This window comes from Klebsiella sp. MS 92-3, from assembly GCF_000195655.1.
Taxonomy (GTDB): domain Bacteria; phylum Pseudomonadota; class Gammaproteobacteria; order Enterobacterales; family Enterobacteriaceae; genus Klebsiella; species Klebsiella pneumoniae.
This window is the reverse complement of sequence record NZ_GL882815.1, coordinates 99,834-111,166: the sequence shown is the minus strand read 5'-3', so window position 1 is coordinate 111,166 and position 11,333 is coordinate 99,834. Positions and strand designations below refer to the sequence as shown.

General features: G+C 61.9%; 12 protein-coding genes. 9 read left to right on the top strand and 3 right to left on the bottom strand.

Annotation, left to right across the window (positions count from 1 at the left end; genetic code table 11):
• Window positions 1–648 (bottom strand): sugar-binding domain-containing protein (locus tag HMPREF9538_RS32890; protein WP_009485275.1); only part of this gene is annotated, 648 nt, incomplete at its 3' end.
• Window positions 649–844: 196 nt separating this feature from the next.
• Between HMPREF9538_RS32890 and HMPREF9538_RS12350 the strand changes: the two genes are divergently transcribed.
• Together HMPREF9538_RS12350 and HMPREF9538_RS12355 are read left to right on the top strand one after the other, a co-directional pair.
• A complete protein-coding gene (locus HMPREF9538_RS12350) occupies window positions 845–1,909 on the top strand; it encodes a LacI family DNA-binding transcriptional regulator (RefSeq protein ID WP_004183956.1) in 1,065 nt (354 codons plus the stop codon).
• 254 nt (window positions 1,910–2,163) lie between these two features.
• The gene (locus tag HMPREF9538_RS12355; protein ID WP_002904139.1) at window positions 2,164–2,604 is read left to right on the top strand and encodes a GNAT family N-acetyltransferase; all 441 of its coding nucleotides are present in this window, start codon (window positions 2,164–2,166) and stop codon (window positions 2,602–2,604) included.
• Window positions 2,605–2,656: 52 nt separating this feature from the next.
• Here HMPREF9538_RS12355 and HMPREF9538_RS12360 read toward each other — a convergent pair whose 3' ends face one another.
• Window positions 2,657–2,872 carry a DUF4177 domain-containing protein gene (locus tag HMPREF9538_RS12360; RefSeq protein ID WP_004205985.1) on the bottom strand — a complete coding sequence of 72 codons (216 nt, stop codon included), beginning with the start codon at window positions 2,870–2,872 and terminating at the stop codon, window positions 2,657–2,659.
• Complete coding sequence (gene ftrA, locus HMPREF9538_RS12365; protein ID WP_009485274.1) at window positions 2,841–3,938, bottom strand: transcriptional regulator FtrA; 1,098 nt, start codon at window positions 3,936–3,938, stop codon at window positions 2,841–2,843. The genes HMPREF9538_RS12360 and ftrA overlap by 32 nt, the downstream gene beginning before the upstream one ends.
• A gap of 67 nt (window positions 3,939–4,005) precedes the next feature.
• On the opposite strand from ftrA, the gene HMPREF9538_RS12370 reads away from it, so the two are divergent.
• From HMPREF9538_RS12370 to urtE, 7 genes are all read left to right on the top strand, one after another.
• Window positions 4,006–4,404, top strand: coding sequence for a rhodanese-like domain-containing protein (locus tag HMPREF9538_RS12370; RefSeq protein ID WP_004183961.1), 399 nt, complete (start codon window positions 4,006–4,008; stop codon window positions 4,402–4,404).
• Window positions 4,405–4,552: 148 nt separating this feature from the next.
• A complete protein-coding gene (locus HMPREF9538_RS12375) occupies window positions 4,553–5,656 on the top strand; it encodes a cobalamin-independent methionine synthase II family protein (protein WP_004148338.1) in 1,104 nt (367 codons plus the stop codon).
• 171 nt (window positions 5,657–5,827) lie between these two features.
• Window positions 5,828–7,099: an urea ABC transporter substrate-binding protein gene (gene urtA / locus HMPREF9538_RS12380; RefSeq protein WP_004176249.1), complete on the top strand. Its 1,272-nt coding sequence runs from the start codon at window positions 5,828–5,830 to the stop codon at window positions 7,097–7,099.
• 61 nt (window positions 7,100–7,160) lie between these two features.
• Window positions 7,161–8,735 (top strand): urea ABC transporter permease subunit UrtB, encoded by a 1,575-nt coding sequence (gene urtB / locus HMPREF9538_RS12385; RefSeq protein WP_009485272.1) that lies wholly within the window; start codon window positions 7,161–7,163, stop codon window positions 8,733–8,735.
• Window positions 8,735–9,808: an urea ABC transporter permease subunit UrtC gene (gene urtC, locus HMPREF9538_RS12390; RefSeq protein ID WP_004148341.1), complete on the top strand. Its 1,074-nt coding sequence runs from the start codon at window positions 8,735–8,737 to the stop codon at window positions 9,806–9,808. The genes urtB and urtC overlap by 1 nt, the downstream gene beginning before the upstream one ends.
• Window positions 9,808–10,605: an urea ABC transporter ATP-binding protein UrtD gene (gene urtD / locus HMPREF9538_RS12395; protein WP_004190223.1), complete on the top strand. Its 798-nt coding sequence runs from the start codon at window positions 9,808–9,810 to the stop codon at window positions 10,603–10,605. The genes urtC and urtD overlap by 1 nt, the downstream gene beginning before the upstream one ends.
• A 9-nt stretch (window positions 10,606–10,614) precedes the next feature.
• On the top strand, window positions 10,615–11,313 hold the full coding sequence (gene urtE / locus HMPREF9538_RS12400) for an urea ABC transporter ATP-binding subunit UrtE (protein WP_004176246.1): 699 nt from the start codon (window positions 10,615–10,617) through the stop codon (window positions 11,311–11,313).
• Window positions 11,314–11,333 lie beyond the last annotated feature (20 nt).

The following is an 11,333-nucleotide window of genomic DNA, read 5'->3' as shown; positions in this document are numbered from 1 at the left end:
GAAAATGCCGCTCATCCGCCACATATCCTGGTCTTCCAGCCAGCTGCCGGCGCTCCAGCGCATGACCATCACGCACAGGCGGTTGTCGCCCGGACGCAGGAAGGGGCTGAGATCGAACGCCGCCGGCAGGCGACTGTCCTGCGAATAGCCGACCCACACGCCATTGCACCACAGATGAAACGCCGAGTTGACGCCATCGAAAATAATCTGCGTTTGCCCGTTCTCGCGCCATGTGTCCTCAACCGTAAAGTGCAGGGAGTAGCAGCCGGTCGGGTTATCCTCCGGCACCCGCGGTGGGGTGGTGTCGATGGGATAGCGGACGTTGGTGTAGATCGGCGCGTCATAGCCCTCCATCTGCCAGTTGGAAGGCACAGGCGTGCCGCGGCAGTCCGGTAGATCCTGCGTCAACCACTGCGCATCGACGGCAAACGGGCTACGGGCGTAAGAGAACTGCCACTCGCCGTCCAGTTGACGGCGGCGGGATGAAGGTAGGTTATCGCGGGCGGCAAGCTCATCGCGCCAGCTGGCGAAAACGGGATGCGCTGGCAGGCGGTTAAGGTGGGTAATGGTCTGGTTCTGCCAGTCTTCACGGGCGAGGACGGCGTGAAAGTCAGGAGTGTGGCTGCGGCCGGTATCGCTAATTTGCATATTAAACCCCGGTAAGTCAGAAATTGTCGTTCGCTAAACAGGATGGTTAACGTTATCGGGTAATTTGTTTTATCCAGCAATCTCGGGGGAATCGAAATTAACAGACGATCACGAAAGCGGGGGAGAAGCGCTGTTTTTTGTCGCACGTTAAACATAAAATGTTAGCGCACGACATTGTTATTGCTGAGGAGAAAAGATGCCGCGTCGTACCGCAACCCTGGAGGATGTCGCCCGCGCCGCGGGCGTGTCCCAGCAGACGGTCTCCCGGGTGCTGAACCGTCCTGAGGTGGTGTCAGCCCGCACCCGCGAGCAGGTGATCCGCGCGATGCAGGCGCTGCACTATGTGCCTAACCGCTCGGCGCAGCTGCTTGCCGGCAAAGCGGCGCCCTCCATCGGGCTGATTACCGCCTCGCTGACGCTGCACGCCCCCTCGCAGATCGCCGCCGCGATAAAGAGCCATGCCAGCCTGCATCAGCTGGAAGTGGCGATAGCGATGCCGGCGCAGGCTGATTTTGTCGCGCTGCAGGCCCGGCTGGACGAGCTGCGCGCTCAGCATATTCGCGGGGTGATCGTCAGTCTGCCGCTGGAGAGCGCCACTGCCGAGCGGCTGGTGCAAGACAATCCGGATATGGCCTGCCTGTTTCTCGATGTCTCCCCGGAGGCCGATGTCTGCTGCGTGCGCTTCGACCATCGCGACGGCTGCGGGGCCTGCGTGCGCCACCTGTGGGAGCTGGGGCATCGCGAATTTGGTCTGCTGGCGGGACCGGAAAGTTCGGTTTCCGCCCGTCTGCGTCTCGCCAGCTGGCGCGAGGCGTTGCACAGTCTGAATATTGCCCGCTCTACTACGGTGTTTGGCGACTGGAGCGCCGCCAGCGGCTGGCAGAAAACTTTCGAGCTCCTCCACCTGCAGCCGCGGATCAGCGCCATAGTGGTGGCAAACGATCAGATGGCGCTCGGCGTGCTCAGCGCGCTGGCCCAGCTCAATCGCAGCGGCAGCCAGGCGGTATCGGTGACCGGCTACGATGACACCGCCGACAGCCTTTACTTCCAGCCGCCGCTCACCACGGTGGCGCAGGACTTCGATCTGTTGGGCAAAAGGGCGGTGGAGCGGCTGATTGCCCTGATGGCGGCCCCGCAGCTGCGGATCCGCGAGCTGCTGCCGACCCGGCTCATCGTGCGCCAGTCGGCCTGGCCTGTCGCCGCCGCGGAGGACCGGCAGCAGACCCTGGCGCAGCTGAAAGCGCTGGTGGAGAAGCTTTAGCTGCTGGTCGTTGAGGCTTTATTGAAGTTGAGCATGCTAACTTCGGCAGCAAACGTAGAGAGGTAAAGCTTATCTGTCTGCGAAAAATGCAAAACACAATCTATCCATGCAAGCATTGATTTACCGCCAGTCATATGGCGGTTTTTTTTTGCCCCTTCCACCCTGTACCGACTGCTTCAGTCCGGCTTTCCATCTGGCATATCCTGCCGCGGCATGCTAGATCTTGCTTCCGGGAGACGACGGGAGACAAGGTCATGATGGTGATTGAGGGTAAAGAGGCGATCGTGCGGGTGGACTGGCAGCGAGTGCGAACGATCATCGCCGAGGCCGGGCTGAATGAGCGTGATGTTCAGCAACTGGAGCAGGCGTTCCGCCAGAGCACCTTCTGCTGGTTTGGCTATGAGAACGGTCAGCTGATTGCCGTGGCGCGAGCCATCAGCGACTGCACCTGGAGCAGCTATCTGGCGGATGTGGCGATCGTCCCCGCTCGTCAGGGACAGGGCTACGGGCAACAGCTGATGCTGGCCATCCGGGAGCAACTCCTGCCCTTTGGCAAAATATTTATCTATGCGGTGGCCGATAAAATTACGTTTTATCAGCGCTTTGGCTTTGCCATGTTGACTACCGGCATGGTCTGCGCCAGCGAGGAAGGCATGCAGAAAATGCAGGAGCAGGGCTATATCCGTCAGCCCTGAAAGCTGACGCTTAGAAACGCCTGGCTTAAACGTGTAAACCAGGCGCAGGCTATCAGAGGGGGCGTTCGAGCACGAAAAGATACGCTTCCCGCGACCAGAACAGGGCGGTACGGCGGCGCTCCACCGACATGGTTTTCACTTCCCATCCCTCACGGGTATAGCTGCTGAGAAACTGGCTCATTTTGTCAGGGTCGGCCTTGGCTTCGCCAAAAAACAGACTGCCCAGCAGCCCCTCTTTATAGATCACTACCCGACACTCTTTCTTCATCATCGACCCTCCTGGCGACCGGTTTACTGTGGCCGTCTATTGTCCGTGGCTGCGACGATTTTGCAATCGGAGAAGGCGTAAACTGTTTACGGTACTGCAGCGGGCTGAGCGCGAAGTGCTGGCGAAAATGGTGGCGCAGGGTGCCGGCGCTGGCAAACCCGCAGCGCTCAGCGATCTGATCGATGCCCATCGTGCTCTCCGTCAGGTGCTGGCGGGCGCGCAGCAGTCGTTCCTCCAGCAGCCAGCGGGCGGGCGTTTTACCGGTGGCCTCCTCAAAGCGGCGCAAAAAGGTGCGCGTCCCCATGCCGGCGCGCTGGGCGAGGGAAGCGACGGTATGGCTGGCGGCAAGATGCTGGTGCAGATAGTCAAACAGCTGACCGAGGCGCAGGCTCTCCCGGCTGCGGGCTACCGGGCGCAGGACCTGCTGCGCCTGACCGCCGTCGCGATGGGGAGAGACGACCAGGCGGCGGGCGACGACGTTGGCGGCTTCGCTGCCGAAATCTTCACGCACCAGATGCAGACAAAGGTCGATCCCCGCCGCGCTGCCGGCGGAAGTCATCAGCAAAGCATCGCCCACGTAAAGGACGTCCTCCACCACCTGGATCTGCGGAAAACGGGACTGCAGCGCCGCGGTGTAGCGCCAGTGGGTTGTCGCCTGGCGGCCATTGAGCAGCCCGGCAGCGGCGAGAACGAACACCCCGGAACAGATAGAAATAATCCGACATCCGCGGGCGTGGGCGGAAGCCAGCGCGGCGCACAGCGCCTCGGGGACCGGGGCGTCGACGCCGCGCCAGCCGGGGACCACGATCGTATCCGCCTGGGCGAGAAGTTCAGGACCGCCGTCGGTCATCAGGCGGATGCCGCCGGTGGCGCACAGGGGACCTTCATCGATCGCGGCGACGGCGAACTGGTACCAGTTGTCGCCCATTTCCGGGCGCGGCAGGCCGAAGATCTCCACGGCTACGCCAAACTCAAAGGTGCACAGGCCATCGTAGGCGAGGGCGACCACCTGATGATGTGACGGTGTCACAGAAGGGGTTGTCAGGATGTTAGCGTTTTCTGTCATGGTTGTCGGCAGATCAGGGTGATGGGCGTCAGTAAAGTAGTGTTATCACAGACAAGGAGAAGACGCCATGAGTGTAGTAACCCAATTTCCCCCTGCCACCTCCGCTGAGGCTATCCGCTGGTTCAGCCATAAGCTGCATCTTGAGACCGACTGCGCCGATGTGCACAGCGCCCAGCGTGCCGGCGAGGTCGACTTCGTCCTGCTGCACGTGGTCGGCAGCGAGGAAGCTTTCGCCAGACGTCACCTGCCAGGCGCGCAGCATCTCCCGCACAGCCAGATCACCGCCGAGCGAATGGCGGCCTGGCCGGCGGATACCCTCTTTGTGGTCTACTGCGCCGGGCCGCACTGCAACGGCGCTGACGTTGCCGCGCTGAAGCTGGCCGAGCTGGGGCGGCCGGTGAAAATGATGCTCGGCGGACTCACCGGCTGGGAAGATGAGGGCTATGCGTTTGCTTCCGGTGATTGAAAATTTTTCATGTACCATGAAATATTCTCGTTTGCGACCCACCACTCTGCATGCCAGTATCTGGACATATAGCCATCCAGAAGTCTAAAAATTCAAGTAATGAACTATCACGGTGGGCAACTAACGCGCCCACCGCTAAGGAGACAGCATGCAACGTCAACAGGCCCCGTTCCGCGCAGACATCGTCGGCAGTTTTTTGCGCCCGGACAGCATTAAACAGGCGCGTCAGCAGCTGGCTGAGGGGATTATCGACGCCGCTCAGCTACGCGAGATTGAGAATAACGCGATCCGTCATCTGGTTCAGCAGCAATGCGACTGCGGCCTGCACGTGGTCACCGACGGTGAGTTTCGTCGCGCATGGTGGCATTTCGATTTCTTCGATGGCCTGCAGGGCGTTGAACGTTACGATGCCGAGCAGGGGATCCAGTTCAACGGCGTGCAGACCAAAGCGCACGGCGTTCGCGTCACCGGCAAGCTGGCGTTTGGCGACCACCCGATGCTGGAGGATTTCCGCTATCTGAAAAGCATCAGCGGCGACGCGCAGCCGAAGATGACCATTCCCAGCCCGAGCGTGCTGCACTTCCGCGGCGGGCGGAAAGATATCGATGCCACGGTCTACCCGGATCTTAGCGACTACTTCGACGATCTGGCCACCACCTGGCGCGACGCCATCCGCGCGTTTTATGACGCCGGCTGCCGCTATCTGCAGCTGGACGATACCGTGTGGGCCTATCTGTGCTCCGATGCCCAGCGCCAGCAGGTACGTGAGCGCGGCGAGGATCCGGATGCGCTGGCGCGTATTTATGCCCGGGTGCTGAACCAGGCGCTGGAGGGTAAGCCGGCCGATCTGACGGTGGGCTTGCACGTCTGCCGGGGTAACTTCCGTTCAACCTGGATCTCGGAAGGCGGTTACGAGCCGGTTGCCGAGGTGCTGTTTGGCAGCGTTAATGTCGATGCCTTCTTCCTGGAGTACGACAACGACCGCTCCGGGGATTTCGCGCCGCTGCGCTTTATTCGTCCCGGCCATCAGCAGGTGGTCCTCGGGCTGATCACCACCAAAAACGGCGAGCTGGAGAATCCGCAGGGGGTAAAAGCGCGACTCGCCGAGGCCGCGCAGTACGTGCCGCTCGAGCAGATCTGCCTCAGCCCGCAGTGCGGTTTCGCCTCCACTGAAGAGGGGAATGCCCTCAGCGAAGACCAGCAATGGCAAAAGGTCCGTCTGGTGACCTCCATCGCCGCCGACGTCTGGTAATTGCTTTCTTAGCGCAGCGTTGCACCGTGATGAGGCAACGCTGCCATCCTCTTCGCCACTATCGCCCACCTGCGCCGCATCCCGCTGTTTTCACAACCTGGCACCTTTTTTGCCTTATCACCTCTGGTTAGCTGTTAATTCTTTATTTTTTGCGCTACTCAGGAGTGAATCATGCAACGTAGAACGTTATTAAAAGCTTTTGCACTCTCCGCCTCTGTTATGGCTATGGGTCTCTCCTTCCAGGCCTATGCCGCCGACACCATCAAAGTCGGGATCATGCATTCGCTCTCCGGGACGATGGCGATTTCCGAAACGCCGCTGAAAGACGTCGCGCTGATGGCCATCGACGACATCAACGCCAAAGGCGGGGTGCTGGGCAAGAAACTGGAGCCGGTGGTGGTCGACCCGGCCTCCAACTGGCCGCTGTTTGCCGAGAAGGCGCGCCAGCTGCTGGCCCAGGATAAAGTGGCGGTGGTGTTTGGCTGCTGGACGTCGGTCTCGCGTAAATCGGTCCTGCCGGTGTTTGAGGAACTGAACGGCCTGCTGTTCTACCCGGTGCAGTACGAAGGGGAAGAGATGTCCCCCAACGTCTTCTATACCGGCGCGGCGCCTAACCAGCAGGCTATCCCGGCGGTGGAATACCTGCTGAGCGAGGACGGCGGCGGCGCTAAACGTTTCTTTCTGCTGGGGACGGACTACGTCTATCCGCGCACCACCAACAAGATCCTCCGCGCCTTCCTGCATGCCAAAGGGATCCAGGACAAAGATATCGAGGAGGTCTACACCCCGTTCGGCTACAGCGATTACCAGACCATCGTCGCCAATATCAAAAAATTCGCCGCCGGTGGCAAAACGGCAGTGGTCTCCACCATTAATGGCGATTCCAACGTACCGTTCTACAAAGAGCTGGCTAACCAGGGTCTGAAAGCGACCGATGTACCGGTGGTGGCCTTCTCGGTGGGGGAAGAGGAGCTGCGCGGCATCGATACCAAACCGCTGGTCGGCAACCTCGCGGCATGGAACTACTTTGAGTCCGTCGATAATCCGACCAACAAAGCCTTTGTCGCCGATTATCGCGCGTATGCCAAAGCGCACAAGCTGCCGAATGCCGATACGGTGGTAACCAACGATCCGATGGAAGCGACCTGGGTGGGTCTGCATATGTGGGCGCAGGCGGTGACCAAAGCGGGCACCACCGATGTCGATAAAGTGCGCGAGGCGATGGCCGGGCAGACCTTCAACGCGCCGTCCGGTTTTACCCTGACCATGGATGCCACTAACCATCATCTGCATAAGCCGGTGATGATCGGTGAAATTGAAGGCAACGGCCAGTTCAACGTGGTCTGGCAGACCGATAAACCCGTTCGCGCGCAGCCGTGGAGTCCGTGGATCCCCGGTAACGATAAGAAACCTGACCATCCGGTGAAAACCGTCAGCCAGTAAGCGCCACGGCCGGCGGGGCTGGAGCATAGCGCCCGTCGGCCGCTGACCAGAGGAGAACGACATGAACGCATTGCGTCTCATGAATGTGTTGGCGCTACTGCTGATCCTGCTGCCATGGCGGGCGCAGGCCGCGGAGGCGGACGACTTCGTTGCCGCCAGTCGCAGCCAGCAGGCGCAGCTGTTGAGCCAGTGGGCGGCAGCGCCGCAGGCGGATCGTCTGCCGCTGCTGCGGGCGTTGACCACCGAGAGCCTGGTGATGGACGACGGAAAACATGCTTTCCGCACCCGACAGGGCGGATTACAGCCATTGGGCGCTGTCGCCGCGCCGCAGGGCGAAACCCGACCGGTCCGTCTGACCAACAGGCTGCGCAATCTGGCTGCCGGCGCGCTGGCAAGCCACCTTATTTTAAGTGACAACGTCACAGAGCGAGCTTCCGCCGCACGAACGCTACAGCGGGAAGCGACCCCGGCAATGGCCGCGCTGCTGCAACAGCGGCTGCAGGCGGAAACCGATGATACTGTGCGGGGTCTGCTGGAGGTGGCGCTGGCGCGCCTGCAGCTCGCTCAGCCTGAGGCCAGCGCGCGGCTGGCCGCCGTGACGCTGCTCGGCCATTCCGCGGATCCGGAAACCCAGGCGCTGCTGATCCCCTTTACCGATGCCCAGCATGAGCCGGATGCGGCGGTGCGCGAGGCGGCCAGCGATAGCCTGCAAAAGATCAAACATCGTCTGCTGCTCGGCGATCTGCTGGGCCAGGCCTTTATGGGGCTGTCGCTGGGCTCGGTGCTGCTGCTGGCCGCGCTGGGGCTGGCGATCACCTATGGCCTGCTGGGGGTGATTAACATGGCCCATGGCGAGATGTTAATGATCGGCGCCTACAGCTGCTGGCTGGTACAGCAGGCGCTGGCGCAGCTCGCGCCGCAATGGCTGGCCTTTTATCCGCTGGTCGCGCTGCCGATGGCGTTTCTGGTGACCGCCGGGATCGGCATGGCGCTGGAGCGCACCATTATTCGTCATCTGTATGGTCGGCCGCTGGAAACGCTGCTCGCCACCTGGGGGATCAGCCTGATGCTTATCCAGCTGGTGAGGATGTTGTTTGGCGCGCAGAACGTGGAGGTGGCAAACCCGGCCTGGCTCTCCGGCGGCGTGCAGGTCCTGCCGAACCTGATCCTGCCGTGGAACCGGCTGGCGGTACTGGCGTTCGTCCTGCTGGTGCTGTGCTTTACCTGGCTCATCCTGAACCGCACCCGTCTGGGGATGAACGTCCGCGCCGTGACGCAGAACCGGGCGATGGCCGCCTGCTGCGGCGTGCCTACCGGGCGGGTGGATATGCTGGCCTTTGGCCTCGGCTCTGGTATTGCCGGGCTGGGCGGCGTGGCGCTGTCGCAGCTTGGCAACGTCGGGCCTGAACTGGGTCAGGGATACATCATCGACTCGTTTCTGGTGGTGGTGCTGGGCGGCGTCGGCCAGCTGGCCGGCAGCGTGGCGGCGGCCTTTGGGCTGGGCATTTTCAACAAAATTCTCGAACCGCAAATGGGCGCTGTGCTGGGCAAAATCCTGATCCTGGTGATGATTATTCTGTTTATTCAGAAACGCCCGCAGGGTCTGTTCGCGCTGAAAGGGAGGGTTATCGACTAATGAGTCAACCAATCACCTTAACGCTGGCGCAGCGCGCGCCGCGGCCTCTGCGCTGGCTGGGGATCCTGCTGGTGCTGGGGCTGCTGAGTATGCCATTCCTGGCGCTGCTGCCGGCCTCCCATCCGCTGGCGGTGCCGAGCTGGCTGCTGACGCTGAGCGGCAAAATCCTCTGCTACGCCATTGTGGCGGTGGCGCTGGATCTGGTCTGGGGCTACGCGGGCATGCTGTCGCTGGGGCACGGGATCTTCTTTGCCCTCGGCGGGTACGCCATGGGGATGTACCTGATGCGCCAGGCGGCGGGCGACGGTCTGCCGGCGTTTATGTCTTTTCTCTCCTGGAGCGAGCTGCCCTGGTTCTGGTGGGGCACGCAGCATTTCGCCTGGGCGATGGCGCTGGTGGTGCTGGTTCCCGGTCTGCTGGCCCTGGTTTTCGGCTGGTTTGCCTTTCGCTCGAAGATCAAAGGGGTCTATTTCTCGATCATGACCCAGGCCCTGACCTATGCCGGTATGCTGCTGTTCTTTCGCAACGAGACCGGGTTTGGCGGCAACAACGGCTTCACCGGTTTTACTACGCTGCTGGGTTTTCCGGTCACCGCCACCGGCACCCGCGCCAGCCTGTTTATGGCCACGGTTTTGCTGCTGTTGCTGACGCTGTGGCTGGGCGCGGCGCTGGCGCAGAGTAAGTTTGGCCGGATCCTCACCGCGGTGCGTGACGCCGAAAACCGGCTGATGTTCTGCGGGTACGACCCGCGCGGCTTCAAGCTGCTGGTGTGGACGCTGTCGGCGGTGCTCTGCGGTCTGGCGGGGGCGTTATATGTCCCGCAGGTGGGGATCATCAACCCCAGCGAAATGTCGCCGACCAACTCCATCGAGGCCGCCATCTGGGTGGCGCTCGGCGGGCGCGGCACGCTGATCGGCCCGGTGCTTGGCGCCGGATTGGTCAACGGTGCGAAAAGCATTTTCACCGTGGCGATGCCAGAGTACTGGCAGCTGTTTCTCGGCCTCATCTTCATCATTGTGACCCTGTTTTTACCCCGCGGGGTGATGGGCCTGCTGCGTCGAGGAGACCGCTAATGCAACCGGATGAAGGACTATTTACCCGCCAGCTGCCCGGCGATCGCTTTCGCGAACAAACCGATCCGGTGCTGCAGCTGGAGAACATCAACGTCAGCTTTGACGGTTTCCGGGCGCTGACGGATCTGTCGCTGGCGATAGGCGTCGGCGAACTGCGCTGTGTGATCGGCCCCAACGGGGCGGGCAAGACCACCCTGATGGACGTGATCACCGGCAAGACCCGGCCGCAGAGCGGCAAAGCGCTCTATGACCAGTCGGTGGATCTGACCACTCTTGACCCGGTGGCCATCGCCCGCCAGGGCATCGGGCGCAAGTTTCAGAAGCCGACGGTCTTCGAAGCGCTGACGGTGGCGGAAAATCTCGCCCTGGCGATGAAGGGGGATAAATCGGTGTGGGCCAGCCTGCGCGCCCGGATGAGCAGCGAACAGGACGATCGGCTGAATGAGGTGCTGCGCCTGCTGCGTCTTGACGGCGAGCGCTACCGCCAGGCCGGTCTGCTGTCCCATGGTCAGAAACAGTTTCTTGAGATCGGCATGCTGCTGGTGCAGGAGCCGCATCTGCTGCTGCTTGATGAGCCGGCGGCCGGCATGACCGATGCGGAAACGGAGTATACGGCGGAGCTGTTTCGTACCCTGGCCGGACAGCACTCCCTGATGGTGGTGGAGCACGACATGGGATTTGTCGAGACCATCGCCGACCGGGTGACGGTCCTGCATCAGGGCCAGGTGCTGGCGGAGGGATCGCTGCGGGAGGTGCAGGCCAATGAGCAGGTCATTGAAGTTTATCTGGGACGTTAAGGAGCGCCAATGTTACAGGTGAGTCAGTTACATCAATACTACGGCGGCAGCCATATTTTACGCGGGGTGGATTTTTCCGCCCGCCAGGGCGAAGTCACCTGCCTGCTGGGGCGCAATGGCGTCGGTAAGACCACGCTGCTGAAATGCCTGATGGGGCTGATCCCGGCGCGCAGCGGTGAGGTACGCTGGCAGGATCAGAACATCACCCATCGCAAACCGCACCAGCGGGTGCAGGCCGGGGTCGCCTACGTTCCCCAGGGGCGCGAGATATTTCCGCGCCTGACGGTGGAAGAAAACCTGCTGATGGGGCTGTCGCGCTTTCCCGCCCGCGAAGCGCAGCAGGTGCCGGAGGAGATCTACCAGCTTTTCCCGGTGCTCAGGACCATGAAGCAGCGGCGAGGCGGTGACTTATCCGGCGGCCAGCAGCAGCAGCTGGCGATCGGCCGCGCGCTGGCCAGCCGCCCACAGCTGCTGATCCTTGATGAACCCACCGAGGGGATCCAGCCCTCGGTCATCAAAGAGATTGGCGAGGTGATCCGCCAGCTGGCGAGCCGCGGAGACATGGCGATCCTGCTGGTGGAGCAGTTCTATGACTTTGCCGCCGGACTGGCGGACCACTACCTGGTGATGTCGCGCGGCGCCATCGTCCAGCAAGGCAAGGGTGGTGATATGGAGAGCGACGGCGTGCGCGCGATGGTGACCATCTGACCATGCCGGCGGCGGGCGCG